The sequence below is a fragment of the Solibacillus sp. FSL K6-1523 genome (genome assembly GCF_038005225.1).
Classification (GTDB): Bacteria; Bacillota; Bacilli; order Bacillales_A; family Planococcaceae; genus Solibacillus.
The window spans coordinates 1149372-1175697 of the sequence record NZ_JBBOSU010000001.1; the positions used below are offsets into that span (position 1 = coordinate 1149372).

A 26326-nucleotide genomic window follows, 5' to 3' on the forward strand; every position below is an offset into this window, starting at 1 on the left:
GCTGAAGAAAAGGAAGTTGGAAAAAAAACGAAAACTTGCAAAGATGGCTCGAAAACTGGTTACCGTTTCAGATTCAAAATCAATTATTTCAGAGCAATTTCGTACAATCCGCACAAATATCTCGTTTTCTATGCCGGACCAAGAGCTAAAAACGATTTTAGTTACCTCCTCAACACCTGGTGAAGGGAAGTCAACAATTGCAGCGAATCTAGGGGTTGTTTATGCGCAGGAAGGTAAAAGAGTATTAATTATCGACGGAGATTTGCGGAAACCGACATTGCATCAGACGTTTAAAAGGTTTAACAAAGCAGGGCTATGTGGTGTTTTATCTAAAAAAACGCCATTTTACGAAGCGATACAAGAGACAGCTATTGAAGGACTAAATATTATGACAAGTGGTGCGATTCCTCCAAACCCAGCGGAATTACTTTCTTCAAAAGCGTTGGATATATTAATTCAAGATGTAAAGAAGGATTATGACATCATTTTATTCGATGCACCGCCATTGTTAATTGTATCAGATGCACAAATATTGTCGAATAAATGTGATGGTACGCTTTTAATTGCCAATACAGGTGTTGTCGAAAAAGAAGTTATCGTAAAAGCGACAGCAATTTTGGCTACTTCTCAAGCAAAGGTTTTGGGGGTTGTATTAAACAACTATGTATTTCCTCGTCATCAGCAATACTATGGCTATTATAGTTACGATGACTAAATTTGCTCGGTTTTCTAAAATTAGTTAGCATATATTACACTAAGTTTATCCTATAATTTTAACAAAAATTGTAGAACGGTAACTTTAGAAGTCTATTTCTTTTTCTACGCACATACAATAGGCTACGGACAATAAATACGCGTGTCCTAACACAAAAGAGGAACCATATGAGGAGGAATAGCTGTGGATTCATTAAAAGTATCATCACGTTCTAATCCAAATTCAGTTGCAGGTGCGCTGGTAGCGGTCATTCGAGAACAAGGGTATGCGGAAATGCAAGCAGTCGGTGCGGGTGCACTCAATCAAGCAGTGAAAGCAGTAGCCATAGCAAGAGGTTTTGTTGCACCGAGCGGCACGGATTTAATTTGTGCACCGGCATTTGCAGACATTACAATAGCAGGTGAAGATCGAACTGCACTTAAGCTTCTCGTTGAAAAACGAAGTCGATAATCTGAACATGTCGTCCACTTGTTGGGCACCTGTTTTATTGGATAATAAAGTTTAACTTAATTCAGCAGAAGTCCCCTACTTATAAGTGAGGGATGAATGCCAAAAAGGCAATTCTACTTGCGTGGGGGTTCAAACCCCGGCTGAATCAAGTTAAGCCCCGGCGGATGTCACAGATTTTTAAGGGAAGTTTTTCGAGCTAGCTCGAAAAAATCTGGACGCAATTACGCCGAGGCGTAATTGATTCATGTCTTCGAGTAAAGAAAAAGGGTGCTTTAGTAATTGTAATTTATAGAATATTCAAATTATAAAAACTGAATAATTATTGTTTACATCTTAATAATAAACTAATTTTATATAGGGGGAAATAGCTGTGGATTCATTAAAAGTATCATCACGTTCTAATCCCAATTCGGTGGCAGGTGCACTGGTAGCGGTCATTCGAGAACAAGGCTACGCAGAAATGCAGGCTGTGGGAGCGGGGGCTTTAAATCAAGCAATTAAAGCAGTTGCGATTGCACGAGGCTTTGTTGCACCGAGTGGAACAGATTTAATTTGTGCACCAGCATTTGCGGATATTACAATTGGTGGAGAAGATCGTACCGCACTCAAACTGCTTGTTGAAAAAAGAGTTCGACAACATTAATTAATAAAAAAATAACGCTTATGCAAAAGGGATGTTTATTCCTTTGCATAGGCGTTTTTTTATGTGGAAAGCTAAATTTTTATGAATTTTAGTAAAGAGAAGAATTTGTTTCACTTAAAATAATTAGACGTAAAAAGGAACTATAATCGCACAAAATCGTTTCCATTCAAAAGTAGTCCTTTTAAACTTTATTTCTTGAAATAGGCATTTTTCTAATTCACTAAAAATTATGAACATTATTTTCCGTCAAAGGTCTGATTTTTTGACTCTATATGACATTTGCAATAGTACACGTAGTCACTTCATGTTAAACTAATGTAGGAAAAATAACTCTAATTAGCCTCTTTATTTTGGACATAAAAAATAAAGGAAAATGATTTTAGGCTATTTTCATTCTACTAAAAAGCAATCTTAAGGAGATGTTGATATGTTACATCAGCTTTCATGGAAAGTCGGTGGGCAACAAGGTGAGGGAATCGAGAGTACGGGTGAAATTTTCTCGATGGCAATGAATCGTTTAGGTTATTATCTATACGGATATCGTCATTTCTCTTCCCGCATTAAAGGTGGCCATACGAATAATAAAATTACGGTTCGTCCAACAGAAGTACGCTCGATTGCGGACGATTTAAATATTTTAGTTGCATTTGATCAAGAAACAATTGACGTAAACTATAAAGAATTAACACCAGCAAGTATTATTTTAGCGGATGCAAAATTTGATCCAAAAAATCCAGAAGACTGTGTAGCACCATTATTTGCTGTACCGTTTACTGAAATTGCAGCAGAGCTTGGCACGTCATTAATGAAAAACATGGTAGCAATTGGTTCAACTGCAGCATTATTAAATTTAGAAGAGTCAGTGTTCCAAAGTGTTGTTAATGAGATTTTTGGCCGTAAAGGTGAAGAAGTCGTAGCGAAAAATATTGAAGCAATTCAGCGCGGTAGAGAAGCAATTGCGAGTCAAATTGGTGAGCGCGTAGGTGAATGGCAATTAGCTCCAGCTGATGGCAAACGCCGTATGTTTATGATTGGAAATGATGCAGCAGCTCTTGGTGCATTAGCAGCAGGTTCTCGCTTTATGGCAGCTTACCCGATTACACCAGCTTCTGAAATTATGGAATATATGATTAAAAAGTTACCGCTTGTAGGTGGCGCGGTTATTCAAACAGAAGACGAAATCGCTGCAGCAACAATGGCGATTGGTGCCAACTATGGTGGGGTGCGTGCTTTCACAGCATCAGCCGGTCCTGGCCTGTCACTTATGATGGAAGCAATTGGTCTTTCAGGCATGACGGAGCAACCACTCGTTATTTTTGATACGCAACGTGGAGGTCCGTCAACAGGTCTACCTACGAAGCAAGAGCAATCGGATTTAATGGCGATGCTTTACGGTACACATGGTGAAATTCCGAAAGTCGTTATTGCACCTTCAACGATTGAGGAAGCGTTTTATGATACGATCCAAGCATTTAATATTGCAGAAGAATTACAACTGCCAGTTATCGTCATGACGGATTTACAACTGTCATTAGGAAAGCAAACCGTTGATCCGTTCAATTACAGCAAAATTGAAATTCGTCGTGGTAAAATTGTGACGGAAGTGGAAGATCCTGAAACGAAGGACTACTTCAAACGTTATGAAAATGCAGAAGACGGCGTTTCACCACGTATATTACCTGGTACAAAAGGTGGGATTCACCATGTAACAGGTGTCGAGCATGATGAAACAGGAAAGCCTTCTGAAGCAACAGGTAATCGTCGCACACAAATGGATAAACGTATGCGTAAGCTTGCTTCAGTAAAATTTGATAATCCAGTTTATGTGAATGCGCCTCATGAAGATGCAGACGTATTATTAGTTGGATTTAACTCAACGCGCGGTGCACTAGAAGAAGTGCAGGAAGTATTGAATGCAGAAGGAATTAAAGCAAATCACGCGCATGTGAAGCTGATTCACCCATTCCCATCAGAAGAAATGGCTGCACTCTTTGACAAAGCTAAAAAGGTCATTGTTGTTGAAAATAACGCAACAGGTCAATTAGCGAATATTATGAAGATGAATATTGGCGGTCATGCGAAGATGAAAAACGTCTTGAAGTATGATGGTACGCCATTCTTACCACGTGAATTAACTAACTTAGTGAAGGAGGAAATTTAATTATGGCAACATTTAAAGATTTCCGAAATTCAGTAAAACCAAACTGGTGCCCAGGCTGTGGTGACTTTTCAGTACAAGCAGCAATTCAGCGTGCAGCAGCAAATGTTGGCTATGAACCGAATGAACTAGCTGTTATTTCTGGTATTGGCTGTTCAGGACGTATTTCAGGCTATATTAACTCATACGGTTTCCATGGAATTCATGGCCGAGCATTACCAATCGCACAAGGCTTAAAGATGGCTAATAAAGATTTAAAAGTCATTGCATCTGGTGGTGACGGTGATGGATTTGCGATCGGTATGGGGCATACAATCCATGCCATTCGTCGTAATATTGATATTACGTATGTTGTTATGGATAACCAAATTTACGGTTTAACAAAAGGGCAAACATCTCCACGTTCAGCGGCAGGTTTCATTACGAAATCGACGCCGGGTGGGGCAATTGAGCCATCTTTAAAACCGTTAGAAGTTGCTTTAACGAGTGGTGCGACATTTGTTGCGCAAAGCTTCTCAACGGATATTAAAGAATTAACAGCGATTATCGAGGCGGGCTTAAATCACAAAGGCTTCTCATTCATTAACGTATTTTCACCATGTGTGACATACAATAAAGTAAACACATATGAGTGGTTCAAAGAAAACTTAACGAAGCTTTCAGATATTGAAGGCTATGACCATACAAATCGTGAAATGGCGATGCAAACAGTTATGAAAAATGACGGCTTAGTAACGGGAATTATTTATCATGATCAAGAAACGACTTCTTATCAAGATAAAATTAAAGGCTACTCAGAATTGCCTTTAACTGATATCGACATTCGTTTAACAGAAGAGCAATTTGCTCAACTTACAAAAGAATTTATGTAATGAATTATTAAAAAACCACCATTTATTTTTATTAAAAGTCAACTAGATAATAAAAAAATATGATATTTATGGTTATATAAGATGTTTAACATTTTAATATCTAACCAAAAGGAGTCGACTATAATTTATAGTCGACTCCTTTTTAAATGTAAATAAATCATGGCTAGATAAGAGGGTTTTTACTTTAATTCGGTAAATTACATAAAGAGATAGTTTTTGAACTATTCTTTAAGCTATTAATAACTTTAGTAGAAAAGGAGCTATGATAAAGAATTAGAAGTCTTTGATAATATGTGATTACTGCCAACCCCAACTAAATGTACCAGTGTGTGCCAATAAGTTTACCATTACTCGTTCGGAGCCAGGCTTTATACCGAGCGGCGGGCATGATAGCCTCGTTTGGCAGAGCCAGCACGTACATAGCTGGTTCTCTGGCGCAAGTGTCAAGCCACATGAGTTCCACTTGAATTAGCAAGGATAAATAGCCATTTTAGCGTGTTGGTACATACATTGGCACTGTGTGGTAAATACCTTGGCATTCAGTGGTAAAAAAGATGTCACACGTGGTAAAAAGTTGTGGCAGTAATCATGCGATTTGGGTAGGTGTAGGAGCTGAATGTAAAGAAAATAAAATGCACATCACTAAAATTTGCATTTAGCAATGTGCATTTTCATTTAATGTGTAACATTTAATTAGAAACACTATTGAATAAGATATTATGGACGATTACCCTTACTTGTACTTAATCTTACAAGGTAGGTGTTTTTTTACTTTAGTGAAAGCCATTTGGTTCATCACCAAATTATGGGGTTGATTTTCCTAATCGACTTCTGTATTACTTTAGTGGGCTGACCGCATGTCCACACTAAAAACTCTCTACCAAAATAGAGTGCTGCGGAGCGAAGGGGGGCGACTCCTTGGGGATCAAGCGTGCGCGGAAAATCCACTGTTCTGTGCCACCGTCAGAGGCACAGAACAGTTAGTTGTAGCCACGCCCCCGGAAATAGTGGAAAAAATGCTAAAAGCGCCACATCGTGTGGCAACGCATTCGTGACCAACATCGTGTTGGTCTCCCGTAGCGTAGCAAAACGGTCCCGATAAAATAAATTAAATTTTGTCATCCCCACGTAATGGTAATAAACCAAAATAAAACATATATGGTTTATTTATAAAAGTAATTGTACAATATAGACAGACTAATTAAATGCTTTTTGAATAAGGTTATCTGAAAAGCAACTTAACTTATCGCTTATCAGATACATTCAGTACTTAGTCTTTTCGTTTCATAGGGGATATTTCCCATTTTATAGACAATCACTTACTTTGTTTCTAATTTAGTAGCTACATCAGAACGCTACCGAATTAAGATAAAGCCTTTGTTACTAATACATAATTTATGTGAAGTTCTAAGGCACAATTGATTTTAGGAGGATATATTAATATGAAAAAGAAATTTTACACAGTAGCAGTTGCTTCATTAGCAGCGACTGCAGTAGCAGTTGCTCCAGCTTCAGCTGCGGGATCTTTCACGGATGTCACTAAAGACAATACGCATTACAAAGCGATTACAGAATTGCACGCAGCTGGGATTATCAATGGTTTTCCAGACGGTACTTTTAAACCAGCGCAAGACGTGACACGTGGTCAGGCAGCGAAAATGCTTGCTGGTGCACTTGGTCTTGATACGAAAAATGTAGTGGATCCAAAGTTTACAGATATTCCAGCATCTCACCAATACTACGGTCCTATCGCAGCATTGGCATCGCTTGAAGCAATTGAAATCTATGAGGATAACACAATTGAGCCAAACGAAACGATTACGCGCGGCGAATTTGCTTACATGCTTGCACAAGCATTAGACTTAGAGGCTAAAGGTAAAAGTCCATTCAACGATGTACTTGAGGACAATGAGAACGCGTATTACGTAACTGCTTTATATGAAAACGATATCGCAAATGGCGTGAGTGATACGGAATTTGGTGTAGAGGACTCTGTAACACGTGGTCAGCTAGCAACCTATATCTTTAATGTCATGAACGAATTTAAAGAAGAAGATGTAGAAGTTGTTGAACCAACTGACCCAAAAGAAGAGCAGCCTTCTAAAACTTCGGAAGACACTGCGCTATTAGAAACTGTTTTTACAAAGGTTGTAGAAAAACAGAAGGCGACATCTAGCTTAAAAGCAACAATGACAATGACACAATCGATGGATATCCAAGAAGGTGAAGAACGAATTAAAATCGATGCTACTGGAAAATTAGATATGTCAATTGTTAACAGTCCAATGCAGTTCTTTATTGAAGGTACGATGTCTACGACTGACCCTACAACAGGTGAATCAATTGATTTGCCATTAAAAATGTATATGACTGAAAAAGATGGCATGTTTATGTATGAGGGAGCGACAAAAACATGGATTAAATTCCCTTCAGAAATATATACAGAGTTATTAGCTCAGTCGGGTGCGCAACCTAATGCTGGCCAGCAATTAGAAATGCTAAAACAATTTGCATCTGATTTCACAATTAAAGAAGCTGATGGTTACTACACGCTAACATTAACAGGTACTGGTGATAAATTTACTGAGCTCATTCAAGAGCAAATGGCTTCTATGAACTTAGGTCTAGACGAGGAAGTTCTTGCTGAAATGAAAAATATAAAGTTCGACAATTTCACTTATGAATTTAAAGTTAATAAGGAAACTTTTGATATTGAGGAAATCGTTATGGACTTCGGGATAGGCATGAATATGGAAGGCGTTGTAATGGGTATTAAAAATAAATCAACAACGAAGTATTCCGACTTTAATGCCGTGCCAACAATTACAATCCCTACTGAAGCACTAGAAAATGCAAAATCAATTGAAGAATTATCTGCTTTAGAAGCAAATCAATAACCCCTTAAGCTTTCATAATGAGCTTGAGAAAATACACTCTCTAAAATGAAAAGCAGTTCAAATTTTACGTTAATAAAATTTGAACTGCTTTATTTTTGTCTCCTTTACCTCTGCTGTACTCCGCTACAACGTATGCCAACACCCCAACGCATCTTGGATAGTCCTGTAAGATATTCCAAACCATTTACAGTAATTTAACAAATACAACCAATCACGTTAACAGTATTTACCTATACTAATAATAAAGATTACATATAAATGGGGTATTATAAAATGCGCTTTCGAAAGTTTATAAAAATTAAAGATCGTTTGGCCTTGTTAATGATTGTTTGTATCGTATCGAATGTAATTTTGACGGTATTTAGCATGGATTATTTAAGAAAAATGGAACAAGAAACAAAGTCCATGTATGAACAAAAGTTATTGCTCATTGATTTGACCTATCACATGAAGGAGCAACTTGAAAAAACAAATAGCATACCGAATGAGCAACTGCAGCAATTCAAGACAAACGCTTTTGATTCTAAAATGGAGTATTATGTGAATCAATTAAATTCGAATGCATCCAATTCGTTATTAGTGGAAATTAATGAATACATCCTATCACGTGCTTCTGCGCAGCTCATTGCACATGAAAAGGATATTGCATTTGGTTATAAATTAATCATGATTATCGGCTTTGTGCTGACTGTGCTTATTCTTATTGTTGGCATTCAGGCAACACGTGCAATTAATAGACCGACCCGTGAGTTAAGGGAGTTGTTTCGCTTGGCGCAGCAAGGGGACTTTACGAAATATGCTGCATACCGTGCGAATGACGAACTGGGAGAAACGACAAAATATTTTAATTTAATGGTGGACGATATTAAGGAATTATTAAAAACGGTCCGAAAAAATGCGAGTTCTGCCACAAAAGCGAATGAGGAACTTGAAAATAACTCGGAGCAAATTACGAAAGTCGCCGTTCATGTTGCAATGAATGCTGAATCCATGGCTAGCTCCATGCAGTATTCCACGGCACAACTTATAGAAAATGCAGCATCTGTTCAACAAGTTGCTTCGGGGATTGACGAAATGTCGAATCGAATGCAGCGCATTGAACATAATGTTCGCGAGACGATTGCTACTGCTATTGAAGGAGAGGAAATGGTACACAATAATTTAATGCAAATGCAAGACGTAGAGCAGGCGATGAAAAAGGCGAGCGCTACGATTTATACGTTAAATGAGCAATCGTTACATATTACGAAAGCGGTGGAAATGATTCATGCAGTCGCGGATCAAACGAATTTATTAGCGTTAAATGCATCGATTGAAGCGGCGCGTGCAGGGGAGCATGGTCGAGGCTTTGCTGTTGTCGCACATGAAGTCAAAAAATTAGCAAATCAATCAAAAGAGTTTTCAAAATCCATTTCACTAATTGTTACTGAAATTCAGCAAGAAGCATATGAGGCAACGCGTAGTATGGATGAGGCGATGATGACTGTCGATTATGGTGTTGTAACAACAGAGAAGAGCGCGACTAAATTCCAAGAAATTACCGATCAAGTGCAACAAATTGGTCCGCAAATGGAGCATGTTTCGCAAATTATGAATGACATTGCCAATCATACGCAAGCAGTCGCACAAAATTCGATGGAGTTAAGCAATCGTTCTGAAGAAAATTTAGTTTCTATGCAACAAGTAAAACAACAAATTGCCACGCAAAAGCTGGCAACAAATGATATTCATGAAGAAATTCTTCATATTGCCAAAAATATGCGCACGTTAACACACGCAATCGGTCGGTTTAGAATTTGACTAGTTTTAGAAGAAGGTGTTGTAATAAGGAGAATCCTATACTTTACAATTGGACGTAAAACTCCCATTAATGTAATATACCTATTAATTTAATTAGAATAATAATAATTTTTTTAATTTTTGCACTTTTAATAAAATATTGATTGTAGTAAACTAGTGATATTGAAAAAAATCATGCGTCACATTGAATTGCAAATAACCCTGTTTGTCATGCCATTAATTATGTATGTATTTTTTTCGTTACTAGATAGAGAGAGATGACTAGTAAAATTATGATTTACAGCTGAATGTAAGCAGTTGCAGCGTTTTACCGTGTACTACAACAAAACTTCAGTGAGGGGATGGATTTTATGAACAGTCAATTTCAACTTAATGTACCAGAGTGGTTTGTCCTTGATGAACTGCATATTCTTGAAACAATAATTAGTCCAGTATCAAATGATATGGGGATTATTGTAGCATCTGAAAATTTCGATGCAACGAAGCGATGCCATCCAACTGTTCGTCTTTATATGATTCACTTAGTAGATGATCAATTTGAATTAACGAAAGAACTGGATGCATTTCAATTTCAATCGGTGGCAGAAGCAAAGCAATTTGCGGCGAAATTACCTAACTTAAATGCGATGGACTTTATTATGATGATTAATAAAGAAGAACCCGCCTTTTCCATATAAAATATAAATTCGTACTCTTAAACTGGGTACGGATTTTTTTATTTTCATTAGTAGAAGACACCCTTAACAATTGTGTTTTACTAAAGAAACGCTACAATAAAGTATGAAATTGAATTTACTAAAGGAAGTGATTGAATGGCTAGAGGTGTATATATTCACATTCCTTTTTGTCATCAAATTTGTAATTATTGTGACTTTAACAAAGTATTTTTTAAAAATCAGCCAGTGGATGACTATATAGAAGCACTTGGGCAAGAGATGGAATTGACCGTGGCAGCCTATCCAGACGCTTTTTCAAATGTGGAAACAATCTTTTTAGGTGGTGGCACACCAACAGCGCTTTCTGCCGCTCAAATTCGTCGTTTAACACAATTAATTGTGAAACATATTCCGATGTCAAACGTAAAAGAGTTTAGTAGTGAAGCAAATCCAGATGAGCTCACTGTGGAAAAATTACAGGCACTTTATGATGGTGGGGTCAACCGGTTAAGTATGGGTGTTCAGTCATTTGACCAATCATTGCTTGAAAAAATCGGCCGCACTCATACAAATGATCATGTTTATGAAACGGTTGAAAAGGCGAAACAAGTTGGATTTAACAATATTAGCATTGATTTAATGTATGGTTTACCAGGGCAAACGATGGAACAATGGCAGCATACGCTAGAAAAGGCACTCGCATTAAAGCTTCCGCACTATTCCGCGTATTCATTAATTGTAGAGCCAAAAACAATTTTTTATATTCAATATGCAAAAGGAAAGTTAAATCTTCCGGCTGAAGATTTAGAGGCAGAAATGTACGGTGTATTAATGGATACGATGCAAGCACATGGACTTCATCAATATGAAATAAGTAATTTTGCACATGAAGGCTTCCTTTCTACGCATAATAAAATTTATTGGGATAATGATGAGTATGCTGGTTTTGGTGCAGGAGCACATGGTTATTTGCAAGGGGTACGGTATTCGAATGTTGCACCGATTAAAAAATATATCGAAATCGTACAATCCGGAAAGCGACCGTTGCTTCATGAACATGTTGTGACATTTGAAGAAAAGATGGAAGAGCAAATGTTTTTAGGGCTTCGAAAAACAAATGGTGTAACACATGAAGAATTCGAAAGTAAATTTCCGAAACCGATGAATGTTTATTACGAGGAAATTATTACGGAGCTTGTAGAACAACAACTAGTGTTAGCGGATGAATCAGGAATTCGATTGACGAGAAAAGGTCGATTCCTGGGCAATGAAGTTTTCCAACGATTTTTACTAGGTGAATAAATTTATGGAACGATTTCGTTGACATCATTCCAGAGATTTGCTAATTTATATAATATATTAGCACTCTTCTTATGCGAGTGCTAACAGAGGTGATAAAGATGTTAACAAATCGGCAGTTACAAATATTACGCGTAATCGTGGATGATTTTGTGATGTCTGCTCAGCCTGTTGGTTCGCGTCAAATAGCTAAAAAAGAAGGTATTACTTATAGTGCAGCTACGATTCGAAATGAAATGGCGGATCTGGAGGAGTTAGGTTTTTTAGAAAAAACACATACATCGTCTGGCAGAGTCCCATCTGAACAAGGTTACCGATTTTATGTGGATCATTTACTAAAACCTCAAGTTATTTCAGGAAATGATGTCGAACAAATTCATTCGCTCTTTGAAAAGCAAATGTTCGAAGCTGAAAAGGTGATACGAGAGTCTGCCAATATTTTGTCGGAATTAACTACGTATACAACGATTTTGCTCGGACCAGATGTAAAAAAGCATCGCGTAAAAAAAGTCCAAATCGTTCCATTGACGGAACAAACAGCAGTGGCCATTATCGTAACGGACAATGGACATGTTGAAAATAGAGTATTACCGTTACCATCAGGATTCAGTCCTTCAGAAATAGAGAAAATGGTGAACATTTTAAATGATCGCCTTGTTGGTGTGCCGCTTCAAGATTTTCATCTTAAATTAGAAACGGAAGCATTGTCGATTTTAAAACAGCATGTCAATGCAGCAGAATCAATCATTCAGTCTTTAGTATCCATTTCTGCTGATCAGTCTGAAGGGAAAGTGTATTATGGTGGTAAGTCCAATATGTTAAATCAACCGGAGTTCCACGATTTAAATAAGGTCCGGATGTTGATGGATTTAATTGATAAGAAAAGCCAAGTGCATACCTTATTTAATCAACAACAATCGGGTATTCAAATTCGAATTGGCTCGGAAAACAATCATTTGGCGATGGAAAATTGTAGTGTCATTACCGCATCGTTTTTATTGGATGAAGAGCAGCAAGGGGCTATTGCGATTATAGGTCCGACGCGCATGGATTATAAGCGTGTCGTTACTTTGCTGGAAGTAATGCGCAACGGTTTATCGCAAGCCTTTATGAAAGGCACACATGATAAGCTTTGAGGAGGATTATAAGTGACGGAAACAACTAAGACGAACGAAGAACTTGAACAAACAACAAATGAGGAAGCAGCACCAGAATCAGTAGAAACTGAAGAGGTTGTTGTGGATGAAAAAGAAGCAAAAATCGGGGAGTTAGCAGCAAAATTAGCGGATGAGGAAGCGCGTTACATTCGCTTACGTGCAGATTATGATAACTTACTACGTCGCGGTCGATTAGATCGAGAAGCAGCTGAAAAATATCGTGCACAGTCGATTTTAACAGAGCTTTTACCTGTATTAGATAATTTAGATCGTGCGCTTCAAGTAGAAGTAACGACTGAAGAAGCAACGGCTCTTTATAAAGGTGTAGAAATGGTATATCAGCAACTTTTAGCAGCGACACAAAATGAAGGCTTACAAGTTATTGCAGCAGAAGGGGAGCAATTCGATCCGAACGTGCACCAAGCAGTTATGCAAGAGCAAGATAGCGAAAAAGAAGCAGGCATTATTTTACGTGAATTGCAAAAAGGATATAGCTTAAAAGATCGCGTATTACGCCCATCAATGGTATCTGTAAACGAGTAAAGTACGAATAGACTTGCCATGCTTCGTCTAAAGCATGGCACCCTAGCAAAATTATTATCATGATTAAACACAATTTAATGTGTTTCAATATTAGGAGGAAGAATGAAATATGAGCAAAATTATCGGTATTGACTTAGGAACAACAAACTCATGTGTATCAGTTTTAGAAGGCGGAGAGCCAAAAGTAATTCCAAATCCAGAAGGTAACCGTACATCTCCATCAGTTGTTGCATTCAAAAATGGTGAAAAACAAGTAGGTGAGGTAGCTAAGCGTCAAGCAGTTACAAACCCAAACACAATCATGTCAATTAAATCAAAAATGGGTACAAATGAAAACGTAACAGTTGAAGATAAAGACTATACGCCTCAAGAAGTATCAGCGATGATTTTACAATACTTAAAAGGTTATGCAGAAGATTATCTTGGTGAAAAAGTAACGAAAGCGGTTATTACAGTTCCGGCTTACTTCAATGATGCACAACGTCAAGCAACAAAAGACGCTGGTACAATTGCTGGTCTTGAAGTAGAACGTATTATTAACGAGCCAACTGCAGCAGCACTTGCTTACGGTTTAGATCAACAAGATATCGACCAAAAGATCTTAGTATTTGACTTAGGTGGCGGTACATTTGACGTATCAATCCTTGAGTTAGCGGACGGTGTGTTCGAAGTATTAGCAACAGCAGGTGACAACAAACTTGGTGGTGACGACTTCGACCAAAAAATTATGGATTTCTTAGTACAAGAATTCAAAAAAGAAAATGGCGTTGACTTATCAAAAGATAAAATGGCAATGCAACGTTTAAAAGATGCAGCTGAAAAAGCGAAAAAAGACTTATCAGGTGTAACATCATCTCAAGTATCATTACCATTCATCACTGCAGGAGCAGATGGTCCACTTCACTTAGAAGTAACATTAACTCGTGCAAAATTTGATGAGTTAACAAATGACTTAGTAGAACGTACGATCATTCCAACGCGTCAAGCATTATCAGACGCAGGTCTATCAGCTTCTGAATTAGATAGAGTGATTTTAGTTGGTGGTTCTACTCGTATTCCAGCAGTAGTAGAAGCAATCAAAAATGCAACAGGTCATGAGCCACATAAAGGTGTAAACCCGGATGAAGTTGTAGCAATGGGTGCGGCTGTACAAGGTGGCGTACTTGCAGGTGATGTGCAAGGCGTATTATTACTAGACGTAACACCATTATCACTTGGTATTGAAACAATGGGCGGCGTTATGACGAAATTAATCGACCGTAACACAACGATCCCAACATCAAAATCACAAGTGTTCTCAACTGCAGCGGATAACCAACCAGCAGTAGACATTCACGTATTACAAGGTGAGCGTTCAATGGCAGCGGACAACAAAACGTTAGGTCGCTTCCAATTATCAGATATTCCAGCAGCACCACGTGGTATTCCGCAAATCGAAGTAACATTCGATATTGATGCAAACGGTATCGTATCTGTTAAAGCAAAAGACCTTGGTACACAAAAAGAGCAAACAATCGTAATCCAATCTGATTCTGGTTTAACGGATGAAGATATCGAGCGCATGGTTAAAGATGCTGAAGCAAATGCAGAGGCAGATGCAAAACGTAAAGAAGAAGCAGATCTTCGCAACGAAGCAGACCAATTAGTGTTCCAAGTAGACAAAACAATTACAGACTTAGGCGAGCAAATTACAGAAGACGAAAAGAAATCTGTAGAAGATGCGCGTGATGAATTAAAAGCAGCACTTGAAGCGGGTGAGCTTGAAGGCATCAAAGCTTCTAAAGAAAAATTAGAAGGTGTATTACAACCATTAGTAATGAAAGTCTATGAGCAAGCGGCAGCAGCACAAGCGGCCGGGGGCGGTGCAGAAGGTGCTGACTTTGGCGGCGCTGATGCAGGTAAAAAAGACGACGGTATCGTAGACGCAGACTTTGAAGAAGTAAAAGACGATAAATAATTAATTAATCTTTAGCCCAAAGAAGTAGAAAAAGCCAAAGACCGCTTGCGGCTTTGGCTTTTTCTAAGTGTTATGTAAAGTTATCATTTCGAGAGAATCCGATAAATGAGAATTTAAAAAATGAATGGTGTAGCAAATTGTATACATCATTTTTTCAACATGTTAAAATAGACGTTATGTAAAAGAGCGGAGAGTGAATAATGAGTAAGCGTGATTACTATGAAGTGCTTGGCATAGCAAAAAGTGCAAGCAAAGATGAAATAAAGAAAGCTTATCGTAAATTATCAAAACAATATCACCCAGACATTAATAAAGAACCCGATGCGGATGAAAAATTTAAAGAAGTAGCAGAAGCATACGAAGTCCTTTTTGATGAGCAAAAACGTGCACGTTATGATCAATTTGGTCATGAGGATCCAAATGCTGGATTTGGCGGTGGAGGTGCTGGTGGTTTCGGTGGCTTCGAAGATATTTTCAGTTCATTCTTTGGTGGTGGACGTCGTCAAGATCCAAATGCGCCTCGCAAAGGGGACGACTTACAATACCGCATGAATATTACGTTTGAAGAAGCGGTATTCGGAAAAGAAACAGAAATAGAAATTCCAACAGAAGAGTCATGTGGAACTTGTCATGGTTCAGGTGCAAAGCCAGGAACAACGCCACAAACATGTTCGCAATGTAATGGTGCAGGACAAATTAACCAAGCGGTGGATACACCATTTGGTCGCATGATGAATAAACGTTCATGCCCAAGCTGTCGTGGTCAAGGGAAAATTATCGTTGATAAATGTTCAACTTGTCGCGGTGCAGGTCAAGTTACGAAAAAGAAAAAAATTAAAATTACAATTCCAGCAGGTGTGGATGACGGGCAACAACTACGCGTATCGGGCCAAGGGGAAGCAGGCTTTAACGGCGGTCCATCAGGTGACTTATATATCGTATTCTCAGTTCGTAAGCACGAGTTTTACGAGCGTGATGGCGATGATATTATGTTCGAGCTAAAATTAACATTCCCACAAGCAGCATTAGGTGACGAAATTGAAGTACCAACGATTCACGGGAAAGTGAAACTAAAAATCCCAGTAGGTACACAATCAGGCGCGCAATTCCGATTGAAAGATAAGGGTGTTAAAAATGTACATGGCTATGGCACAGGGCATCAATATGTCATCGTCAACGTTGTGACACCAACGAAATTGACAGAAAAGCAGAAACAATTATTACGTGAGTTTGCAGAAATTAGCGGCGACATTCCAGAAGAACAAGGAAGCTCACTATTCGATAAAATTAAAAAGAAAATTAAGGGTGACTAACTTGTTTCAGCAGGGTTAAAACCCGTGCTGAAGTAGAGGAACTCAGGTTAAGGACGCCGCATCGTGCGGCAACGCCTGAGTGACCAACATCGTGTTGGCCTAATGCCCCGGCGGATGTTACAGATTTTTAAGAGGAGTTTTTCGAGTGAGCTCGAAAAAAATCTGAACGCAATTACGCCTCGGCGTAATTGATTAAGGGAGTGGATTGTAAGTGAAGTGGACAGAGCTTTCGATATTAACGACACATGAAGCGGTTGATGCAGTAACGAACATTCTACACGAAGCAGGCGCTAATGGCGTAGTGATAGAGGATTCAAAAGAATTAGATAAAGAAAGAATCGATAAATTTGGTGAAATTTATGCCTTAAACCCACAGGACTTTCCAAAAACTGGTGTCATTGTGAAAGCATACTTATCTGCATCAAGTTTTCTATCTGAAACAGTAGAAGAAATCAAACTTGCAATTGCCAACCTTGTGAATTTTGATATTAATATAGGTGAAAATGTTTTAACGCTATGTGAAATTGACGAGGAAGATTGGGCGACAGCATGGAAGCAATATTATCATCCGGTGAAAATTTCGGAGCGTTTTACAATTGTGCCAACATGGGAAGAGTATACACCAGTAAGTACAGATGAATTAATTATCGAGTTGGATCCAGGCATGGCATTCGGAACGGGTACACATCCTACAACAGTAATGTGTTTACAAGCACTTGAAGAAGTTGTGAAAAAGGGTGATACTGTTGTTGATGTTGGAACGGGTTCAGGCGTCCTATCAATCGGAGCGGCGATGCTTGGTGCGAAAAGCGTGCATGCTTTAGATTTAGATGAAGTGGCCGTTACTGCAGCGCGTGAAAATATTGCCTTAAATAAAGTGGATTCAGTTGTTGAAGTATTCCACGGTAATTTACTCGATACGGTAAAAGAACCAGCAGATATCGTAGTTGCAAATATTTTAGCAGATATTATTATTTCGTTTACGGATGATGCTTATTCGATCGTAAAATCAGGTGGACTTTATGTGACATCTGGTATTATCGGTGCGAAAAAAGATGATGTAAAAGAAGCGCTTGAAAAATCAGGTTTTATCATTGAAGAAGTATTGATGATGGAAGATTGGGTAGCGATTATTTCACGTCGCCCATAGATTAATAAAACAACAGCTGCATTTTTTACGCGGCTGTTGTTTTTGTCTAAATATAAGGAGTTAATGAAAGTTGAGGACAATTAAATGCAACGTTATTTTGTAGAACAACAAGCAAATGAGCATCAAGAGTTTACAATTAGTGGCGATAATGCACGTCACATCAGTAAAGTAATGCGCATGTCAATCGGCAATCAAATTATCATTGTTCAAAATGGTGTCGCGTTTATTTGTGAAATTATTTCGCTTGAGGGGGATGTGATTGCGCGCCAAACAGGACAAATGATTCCATCCCCAGAAATGACGATTCAAGTCGATATTGCGTGTGGATTGCCAAAAGGAGATAAATTAGAGCTCATTACGCAAAAAGGGACCGAGCTTGGGATGCATGCACTTCTCCCGTTCGCAGCAGAACGCTCGATTGTAAAATGGGATGAAAAAAAGGGGATGAAAAACCAAGAACGTTTACAAAAAATTGCCCAAGAAGCAGCAGAGCAATCGCATCGTACACATATCCCGGTAATCGAGTTTCCTATAAGTTTTAAGCAACTTTTACAAAAGATTAAAGACTATGATGCGGTATATATTGCCGATGAAGAGGATGCAAAATTAGCGGAACGTATAAAATTTTCGGATAAGCTTAAAAAACTTTCAGCTAATAATTCAACGAAAATACTATGCATCTTTGGTCCAGAAGGTGGTATTTCACGTCAGGAAAGCGCGGCATTAATCGAGGCTGGCGCACAAACGATGTCACTCGGCCCCCGTATTTTACGAGCGGAAACGGCACCGTTATATGCACTTTCTGCTATTTCTTATGAATTTGAATGATTGCAGGATATCAAATAATTTATAAATCCGCAGAGATTATAATGTATGGTATTATATGGATGTTCAAAGACACTTCGAAATTAGGGCAATAGTTAGTCATATTGTAATTGATAACTGTGAACAAAAGCGCTACCTAAAACAGGAAAGCGCTTTTGTTATGCATAGAAAAGGACTTAAAAATTATTGATTTCAAAAGGTTTATGTTATGATAAATGTCGTATGGAAAAAATAAATTCACTAATTTATATCAAATAATAAGAATCAAAGTGCAATATCGAAAGGTTGATTATTATGCAAGAAAAAAGCGTTGGAAATGTGAGTCTATATACGCTGGGTTGTAAAGTAAACCACTACGAAACTGAAGCGATTTGGCAGCTATTTAAAGAAAAAGGATATGGTCGTGTTGAATTCGATCAGCAATCAGATGTGTATATTATAAATACTTGTACAGTAACAAATACGGGGGATAAAAAATCTCGCCAAGTTATTCGTCGCGCCATTCGTCAAAATCCGGATGCGGTTATTTGTGTTACAGGTTGTTATGCGCAAACTTCACCGGCGGAGATTATGGCGATTCCAGGTGTTGATATTGTTGTTGGTACACAAGATCGTGAAAAGCTACTTGGTTATATAGAGCAATACCGTGAAGAACGTCAGCCGATTAATGCTGTACGTAATATTATGAAAAACCGTGTGTATGAAGAATTAGATGTTCCAGCATTTACAGACCGTACACGTGCCTCTCTTAAAATTCAAGAAGGTTGCAATAACTTCTGTACGTTTTGTATTATCCCTTGGGCACGCGGTTTAATGCGTTCTCGTGATCCAGAAGAAGTAATTCGTCAAGCACAGCAATTAGTGGATGCAGGGTACTTAGAAATCGTCTTAACTGGTATCCATACAGGTGGATATGGACAAGATTTCAAAGATTACAATTTAGCGCAATTATTACGTGATTTAGAAGCGCAAGTAAAAGGCTTAAAACGTTTACGTATTTCTTCTATTGAAGCATCACAATTAACAGATGAGGTCATTGAAGTATTACAAAACTCTGAAATTGTCGTGAACCATTTACACATTCCGATTCAATCAGGCTCGGATACGGTGCTAAAGCGTATGCGTCGTAAATATACGATGGAGTTTTTTGCAGAGCGTTTGGAGAAATTAAAAGTAGCCTTACCTGATTTAGCAATTACTTCAGACGTAATTGTTGGATTCCCAGGAGAAACAGAAGAAGAGTTTATGGAAACGTATAACTTTATCCGTGATCATAAATTTGCGGAATTACATGTATTCCCTTATTCACAACGTACAGGAACACCAGCTGCCCGCATGGAAGACCAAGTTGATGAGGAAGTGAAAAATGAACGTGTGCACCGTTTAATTTCATTAAATGATCAATTGGCAAAAGAATATGCTGCCCGCTTTGAAGGTGAAGTATTGGAAGTAATTCCAGAAGAACGCTTTAAAGATGGTGCCAATGAAAATTTATATGTAGGTTATACAACGAACTATCTGAAAATTGTTTTTGAAGGCTCAGAGCAGATGATTGGTCAGCTAACGAAAGTAAAAATTACAAAAGCAGGCTATCCATATAACGAAGGGCAATTTGTACGTATTTTGGAAGAGCAAGCACAATAATAAATGAAAGCAATGTAAACTGGAAAGTATTCTAGCGTTACATTGCTTTTATTTTCATTTAAATATGAATTGTATGTAGTTGAAATGTCACGATTATCTTGATGAATATGAACGATGCAACACGGACAAAATAATTGAACGGAGCTTTGCTAAAGGTGAAATCATTAAAAGTTATCTGACATTTCCCGTGGAAGTAATTACATGCTATTATGGAAGAGGTACGGACAACTTATTAAACGTAGAGGGAGCTATTTATTATGACTCAAAATTATGCAAAAATGATTGATCATACACTACTTAAGGCAGAAGCATCCGCGTCGCAAGTTCAGAAAATTTGTGATGAGGCAAAACAATATGTTTTCGCATCAGTATGTGTAAATCCTACTTGGGTAAAATTTTGTGCAGAGCAATTAGCCGGCACTGAAGTAAAAGTATGTACAGTAATTGGTTTCCCATTAGGTGCATCAACTTCAGCTGTAAAAGGGTATGAAACGAAAGATGCCATTGCAAACGGAGCAGGCGAAATTGATATGGTTATTAATATCGGGGCGCTAAAAGATGGCCGATTTAATGTTGTTTTAGAAGATATTAAAGCGGTAGTGAATGCTGCAAATGGCACTTTAGTAAAAGTAATTATTGAAACGTGTCTATTAACAGATGAAGAAAAAGTAAAAGCATGTGAATTAGCAGTTGAGGCTGGTGCGGACTTTGTAAAAACTTCTACAGGTTTTTCAACGGGTGGTGCTACAGCAGAAGATATTGCATTAATGCGTAAAACAGTAGGTCCAACAATCGGTGTCAAAGCTTCAGGTGGCGTTCGCAGCTTGGAAGATATGAAGGCAATGATTGACAATGGTGCAACGCGTATTGGTGCATCATCAGGTGTTGCGATTATGAATGGTTTAACATCAAAATCGGATTATTAAAATCTATTGTTTTTTGTTGACTCTTCTATAATGTTACGATATACTACTTTAGTACACATTAACTAATAGTTAATGTTTGTATTGACGTGTGTTCGGAGGGAGGGAAAGAGAGATGTCAAAAACTGTCGTTCGCAAAAACGAATCGCTTGAAGATGCTCTTCGTCGCTTCAAACGTACTGTATCAAAATCAGGTACAATTCAAGAAGTTAGAAAGCGCGAATTCTACGAAAAACCTAGCGTTAAACGTAAAAAGAAATCAGAAGCTGCACGTAAACGTAAGTGGTAATTTCCCTGTAAATCCCTACGTTCATAACACGCAATTTTCAGATTGAACTGAGCAGACAAATGATATAACCCACAAATTTCGATTTGTGGGTTATTTGCGTTTTTCAATAGATTTCCCATTTCCCCGCTGTTTCTAGCCAAACAATTCCCCAAACTAGCCACTAACTCGTTAAAACTAGCCGCTTTTAAAGCGTTACTCGCCAAAATACATCGAAAATTAGCCGAATTGGTGCAGTAAATAGCCGAACCACGTTTTACTAGCCAAATTTATTCATTAACTAGCCGATTTGTCCGCCCCTTAAAAAGATTTCAATATACTTCATCCGAAACTAATGCATAACTTTTTTTTAAAAGGACAGTTATTAACTACATAAAAGAGAATATATTTAATATTTGATGGGAAATAGCGTATAATAAAAAAGTGAAGAAATTACCAATGAATTACTTTTAAAAAAGGAATTCATAAAAGTTGAAACTTTTCACAAAGTCGTCCGTATAACAACTATACATACTTTTAACGTGCTTCAGCAAATGCTGAAGCACGTTAAGCCCCGGCGGATTTCACAGTTTTTTTGAGGAGTTTTTAAAGAGGAGGTCAGCCTAAAAACGTCACATCGTGTGACAACGGCTGACTGACCCATGTCCTGTGGCTCCGAAAAAAATGGACGCAAATATGCCGAGGTGTATTTAAAAAAGGGGGTGGCAGGATGAAACGTACAAATGGGTTTAGTTGGATAGCTCTAATGGTACTTTCATTTCTTTTAATATTACCTACTATGACGGCGTTTGCGAACGGTAAAGTGTATGAAATTACCATTGAGAATGAAGTGGAAAAAGGCCTGTATCAATATTTAAAGCGCGGTTTTGAGGAGGCAAAGCAAAACAATGCGAAGGCAATTATATTAGAAATTCATACGCCGGGTGGATTTGTCAATGCCGCAGAGGATATTGGGATGCTAATGGATGAAACAGAACTTCCGATTATCGCCTTTATTAATTCGAAAGCGCATTCAGCGGGTGCTTATATTGCGCTTCATGCAGATGCAATTTACATGACTCCCAACGCTACAATGGGTGCAGCGGCGGTAATTGATTCAGCTGGAAATGCTGCAGAAGTTAAGGCTCAAAGTGCATGGATGGCACAAATGAAGACGGCTGCTATCAATTCTGGTCCATCTGGTAGGGATCCAATTTATGCAGAAGCGATGGTTGATCAAGATGTTGAATTGCCTGAGTTAAGTTTACCAAAAGGGAAGTTGCTAACATTAACTGCCGATGAAGCGAAAGAAGTTGGTTATTCTGAAGGAACGGTTAAATCAATGGAGGAACTGCTAACAACATTAAAATATGATGATTTTGATGTAATCAAAGTTGACCCAACTTTCTCAGAAAAGCTTGCCAGACTCATTACAAATCCAGTCGTTGTACCAATTTTATTATCCATTGCAAGCATCGGATTAGTTGTTGAATTGTACTCACCTGGCTTTGGAGTTCCTGGTATTATGGGCTTGTCTTCGTTAGGATTGTTTTTCTTTGGACACACAGTTGCTGGATTTGCAGGTTATGAAACGATTATTGTCTTTGTTGTCGGGCTCATTTTACTCATAGCTGAATTTGTCGTTCCGGGTGGAATAGTTGGTATTATTGGGGGGATCCTCATCATAGGTAGTTTACTTTTCGCGGGTGCAAGCTTTGTTCATATGGCTTACTCAATTTTAATCGCAATGATTATTGCAATAATAGGAATGGTGATACTTATGAAATTTTTCGGCAAAAAAATGCATGTATTTAACAAGCTTGTTTTAAGAGATGCAACGACGACAGAGGATGGTTATGTGTCGAACACCAATCGAATCGAATTAATCGGAAAGATTGGAAAATCGGTAACACCTCTACGTCCAGCAGGTACAATTTTGCAGGACCAAGAACGCATCGATGTTGTAACAGAAGGTAGTTACATTGATGCGGGGAAAAATGTTGAAATTATTAAAGTAGAAGGCTCACGTATTGTTGTGAGAGAAAAATTTGAAAAAGGTGGAGAAGTTGAATGATTATTGATGCAGCAGCAATTACGTTAATTATTGCGATCGTTGTTATTTTCTTAATTTTGGCCGTATTTTTCACATTTGTTCCAGTTGCACTATGGATTAGCGCACTGGCAGCAGGTGTAAGAGTAAGTATTTTCACACTAATTGGAATGCGCTTACGTCGCGTAATTCCGTCACGAATTGTAAACCCGTTAATTAAAGCACATAAAGCGGGTATTGAAGTATCGATTAACCAATTAGAGTCACATTATTTAGCTGGTGGTAACGTAGACCGTGTAGTAAACGCATTAATTGCAGCACACCGCGCAAATATCGAATTAAGTTTTGAACGTGCAGCGGCAATTGATTTAGCTGGACGTGACGTATTAGAAGCTGTACAAATGTCAGTAAATCCAAAAGTAATCGAAACACCATTTATTGCAGGGGTTGCGATGAATGGTATTGAAGTAAAAGCAAAAGCGCGTATTACAGTACGTGCCAACTTAGATCGCTTAGTTGGTGGTGCCGGTGAAGAAACAATTGTAGCTCGTGTTGGTGAAGGGATTGTCTCGACACTAGGTTCAAGCGTATCGCATTCAAAAGTGTTAGAAAATCCAGATTTAATTTCTCAAACAGTTCTTTCAAAAGGTTTAGACTCGGGTACAGCATTTGAGATCTTATCGATTGATATCGCGGATGTTGATATCGGCAAAAACATCGGTGCTGAGCTTCAAATTGAGCAAGCACAAGCAGATAAAAACATTGCACAAGCAAAAGCTGAGGAACGTCGTGCAATGGCCGTAGCAAGTGAGCAAGAAATGGTTGCGAAAGTACAAGAAATGAAAGCAAAAGTAGTGGAAGCAGAAGCAGAAGTTCCAATGGCGATGGCGGAAGCATTACGTTCAGGTAACTTTGGCATTATGGATTATATGAATTACAAAAATATTCAAGCGGATACATCAATGCGTGAATCGATTTCAAAAGCATCTGATGATAAACCAGATACAACAAATAAATAATCGAGGAAGGGAGTGATCACTAAATGGAAGGTATTATCATTATGGTTATTATGTTTGCGTTAAGTTCTTTGTTTGCAAAGGGAAAAACGGAAGATAAAAAGAAACAAACGAAAGAAATGCCACCATTTAGCAATCAATCGGCTCCCAGGCAGCGTGAAGAGGTTCGTCCGAGTAGGGTAGAAACGAGACAACCGAAATCGCTAGAAGACTTTGCAAATGAAATTTTCGGTCAATTAAATGACAAACGAAAACCAGCGCCAAAGCCAATTGAAACACCTGCTAAAATAGAAGTGGCATTGCCAAAAGTGGAACCTGTTCGGGAGTTTATTGAACGTAAATCAGAGTCTATTGAAGAGCCGAAAAAAGCTCGAGGCCTTCAAGATCGTCCAATCATTCAAATGATTAAGCAACAAGAATCGGATCGATTAAAAGTGGTGCCATCAAATCAAAAAGAATTGATGCAAGCGATTGTGATGACTGAGATTTTAGGTCCACCAAAAGCAAAGCGACAATAAATGAAACCATCTTTCTTCACAAACTCTGTGAGGGAAGATGGTTTTTTAGTAAGTGGATTATAGCAAATCCATTTGTAAACACATGTCCTCCAAGTTGTACGCATATAGTATCGCTAAAGGGGGCATTTTGATTTGAAAAAGTTATTTCCAGCAGAGCCTACATTAAAAATTTCGAACACTGAAAAAATACGCTATAACGGTACGTACCAAGTTCGAAATATTACGACCGAGCAGTATGAATGCGTGATGGAAAAAATTCATATGCATGTAACAGGAAAAGAAATTGAAGTGCAGTTTTTACAGGAAGATGGATTTTTATTAACGTGTAAATCATTACAAAAAATCACCATAGAGCGCATTCAAAGATGAGTAAGATGAACAGGCGTCTATTATATATTACGTTAAAGCAAGGGAATGCGTCATCTTCTTTCATACAATATTTAAAAAGTCATCAAGTCCCTTTATACAACATCCGCTTTAAACAGCAGGAGATTACCTTTTCAGTAGCGCATTCACATCTACCTACAATAAGAAAGGCGCGTAGGAATTATTATGTAAAATTGAAAATACGTTACGCAACGCCGAATCGAATTTTACAAAAAGATTTCGTCAGTATATTTGGTTTGCTGTTATTGCTCGTTATACCCGTTGTTTTTTCTCAATTCGTTTGGAAAATCGATGTTGAGGCAAGTACGGTCGAGCTTGAAGATGAGGTTTATCAATATTTGACAGAGGAATTAGCGATTCAAGTGCCAGTGAGAAGTGGGCAATTTATCGATGATTATTTATTGCGCCAACAATTGATGGAACGGTTTCGTGAATTTTCATGGATACATATAACGAAGCAGGGAAGTCATATTACTGTTGCGCCACAATTAGCACCTAAGCTGTCTAATCCTAAGAAAACAACGCAAAAACAACATTTAATTGCCTCGAATAGTGGGGTGATTACGCATTTTAAAATTTCAAGCGGTGTCCGTAAAGTGTCTCCTAATGAAACAGTATATAAGGGGGACACGCTTGTATCAGGTGTACTGGAACGAGATGGTACGAATTTTGTAGTGGATGCGCAAGGAGAAGTTTTTGCGGATTATTGGTTAGAGTCTACTTTTTCGATTCCAAAACAGGTGACATTAAATGTATTGGTGGACTATGGATGGGAATATAAATGGAACTGGTTGCAGCTTCAAAAAGCGTGGCAGGAGCAATCGATTAAGCCGTTAAAAACAATTGTCACGCATAAGCCTTATCGAAAATTTGAACAAAAGACAGAACAGATAGAGGAAGATGAAATCGATACGTTTGTATTGCCATTATTGCATGAAAAAATGATTCAGTCTTTGCCGCTCAAATCAACAATTAAAAATGAAAAACTTTTGCACGTAACGACTGATGATGATACAGTAAAAGGGAAAGTCCTATTTTTGGTAAATGAAAATATTGCACAACCACGTCCAATTGATCAAGGAGAATGA

Annotated in this window: 23 protein-coding genes; all 23 read left to right on the plus strand. The window is 38.1% G+C overall.

The window, feature by feature from the left end; translation table 11 throughout:
• Positions 1–43 precede the first annotated feature (43 nt).
• Complete coding sequence (locus MHI10_RS05280) at positions 44–715, plus strand: CpsD/CapB family tyrosine-protein kinase (RefSeq protein WP_340789151.1); 672 nt, start codon at positions 44–46, stop codon at positions 713–715.
• 183 nt (positions 716–898) lie between these two features.
• Positions 899–1165: a stage V sporulation protein S gene (locus MHI10_RS05285; RefSeq protein WP_340783617.1), complete on the plus strand. Its 267-nt coding sequence runs from the start codon at positions 899–901 to the stop codon at positions 1163–1165.
• A gap of 370 nt (positions 1166–1535) precedes the next feature.
• On the plus strand, positions 1536–1808 hold the full coding sequence (locus tag MHI10_RS05290; protein ID WP_340783618.1) for a stage V sporulation protein S: 273 nt from the start codon (positions 1536–1538) through the stop codon (positions 1806–1808).
• A 427-nt stretch (positions 1809–2235) separates the two neighbouring features.
• On the plus strand, positions 2236–3969 hold the full coding sequence (locus MHI10_RS05295; RefSeq protein ID WP_340783619.1) for a 2-oxoacid:acceptor oxidoreductase subunit alpha: 1734 nt from the start codon (positions 2236–2238) through the stop codon (positions 3967–3969).
• A 2-nt stretch (positions 3970–3971) separates the two neighbouring features.
• Positions 3972–4838: a 2-oxoacid:ferredoxin oxidoreductase subunit beta gene (locus MHI10_RS05300; RefSeq protein ID WP_340783620.1), complete on the plus strand. Its 867-nt coding sequence runs from the start codon at positions 3972–3974 to the stop codon at positions 4836–4838.
• Between the two features lie 1442 nt (positions 4839–6280).
• On the plus strand, positions 6281–7735 hold the full coding sequence (locus MHI10_RS05305; RefSeq protein ID WP_340783621.1) for an S-layer homology domain-containing protein: 1455 nt from the start codon (positions 6281–6283) through the stop codon (positions 7733–7735).
• A 273-nt stretch (positions 7736–8008) separates the two neighbouring features.
• Entirely contained in the window at positions 8009–9535 is a 1527-nt protein-coding gene (locus MHI10_RS05310) for a methyl-accepting chemotaxis protein (protein ID WP_340783622.1), read from the plus strand.
• Positions 9536–9885: 350 nt separating this feature from the next.
• Complete coding sequence (locus MHI10_RS05315) at positions 9886–10212, plus strand: geranylgeranyl pyrophosphate synthase (RefSeq protein WP_340783623.1); 327 nt, start codon at positions 9886–9888, stop codon at positions 10210–10212.
• Positions 10213–10347: 135 nt separating this feature from the next.
• On the plus strand, positions 10348–11493 hold the full coding sequence (hemW, locus tag MHI10_RS05320; RefSeq protein WP_340783625.1) for a radical SAM family heme chaperone HemW: 1146 nt from the start codon (positions 10348–10350) through the stop codon (positions 11491–11493).
• Between the two features lie 98 nt (positions 11494–11591).
• Positions 11592–12626, plus strand: a complete 1035-nt coding sequence (gene hrcA, locus MHI10_RS05325) for a heat-inducible transcriptional repressor HrcA (RefSeq protein ID WP_340783627.1) — start codon at positions 11592–11594, stop codon at positions 12624–12626.
• A 12-nt stretch (positions 12627–12638) separates the two neighbouring features.
• Positions 12639–13190 carry a nucleotide exchange factor GrpE gene (grpE, locus tag MHI10_RS05330; protein WP_340783629.1) on the plus strand — a complete coding sequence of 184 codons (552 nt, stop codon included), beginning with the start codon at positions 12639–12641 and terminating at the stop codon, positions 13188–13190.
• Positions 13191–13299: 109 nt separating this feature from the next.
• Complete coding sequence (gene dnaK, locus MHI10_RS05335) at positions 13300–15147, plus strand: molecular chaperone DnaK (RefSeq protein WP_340783632.1); 1848 nt, start codon at positions 13300–13302, stop codon at positions 15145–15147.
• A 200-nt stretch (positions 15148–15347) separates the two neighbouring features.
• Positions 15348–16460, plus strand: a complete 1113-nt coding sequence (gene dnaJ / locus MHI10_RS05340; RefSeq protein ID WP_340783634.1) for a molecular chaperone DnaJ — start codon at positions 15348–15350, stop codon at positions 16458–16460.
• Between the two features lie 211 nt (positions 16461–16671).
• Positions 16672–17610, plus strand: coding sequence for a 50S ribosomal protein L11 methyltransferase (prmA, locus tag MHI10_RS05345; protein ID WP_340783637.1), 939 nt, complete (start codon positions 16672–16674; stop codon positions 17608–17610).
• Between the two features lie 84 nt (positions 17611–17694).
• Positions 17695–18438 (plus strand): 16S rRNA (uracil(1498)-N(3))-methyltransferase, encoded by a 744-nt coding sequence (locus MHI10_RS05350; protein ID WP_340783639.1) that lies wholly within the window; start codon positions 17695–17697, stop codon positions 18436–18438.
• 291 nt (positions 18439–18729) lie between these two features.
• Complete coding sequence (gene mtaB / locus MHI10_RS05355) at positions 18730–20079, plus strand: tRNA (N(6)-L-threonylcarbamoyladenosine(37)-C(2))-methylthiotransferase MtaB (RefSeq protein WP_340783641.1); 1350 nt, start codon at positions 18730–18732, stop codon at positions 20077–20079.
• 257 nt (positions 20080–20336) lie between these two features.
• Positions 20337–21005: a deoxyribose-phosphate aldolase gene (gene deoC / locus MHI10_RS05360; protein ID WP_340783643.1), complete on the plus strand. Its 669-nt coding sequence runs from the start codon at positions 20337–20339 to the stop codon at positions 21003–21005.
• Positions 21006–21117: 112 nt separating this feature from the next.
• Entirely contained in the window at positions 21118–21291 is a 174-nt protein-coding gene (gene rpsU / locus MHI10_RS05365) for a 30S ribosomal protein S21 (protein ID WP_004227078.1), read from the plus strand.
• A gap of 706 nt (positions 21292–21997) precedes the next feature.
• Complete coding sequence (locus MHI10_RS05370; protein ID WP_340783645.1) at positions 21998–23341, plus strand: NfeD family protein; 1344 nt, start codon at positions 21998–22000, stop codon at positions 23339–23341.
• On the plus strand, positions 23338–24336 hold the full coding sequence (gene floA / locus MHI10_RS05375; RefSeq protein WP_340783646.1) for a flotillin-like protein FloA: 999 nt from the start codon (positions 23338–23340) through the stop codon (positions 24334–24336). Before MHI10_RS05370 ends, floA begins: the two co-directional genes overlap by 4 nt.
• Positions 24337–24359: 23 nt before the next feature.
• Positions 24360–24851, plus strand: a complete 492-nt coding sequence (locus tag MHI10_RS05380; protein ID WP_340783647.1) for a hypothetical protein — start codon at positions 24360–24362, stop codon at positions 24849–24851.
• 132 nt (positions 24852–24983) lie between these two features.
• Positions 24984–25220, plus strand: a complete 237-nt coding sequence (locus tag MHI10_RS05385; RefSeq protein WP_340783648.1) for an RNA methyltransferase — start codon at positions 24984–24986, stop codon at positions 25218–25220.
• Positions 25221–25225: 5 nt separating this feature from the next.
• Complete coding sequence (locus MHI10_RS05390) at positions 25226–26326, plus strand: sporulation protein YqfD (RefSeq protein WP_340783649.1); 1101 nt, start codon at positions 25226–25228, stop codon at positions 26324–26326.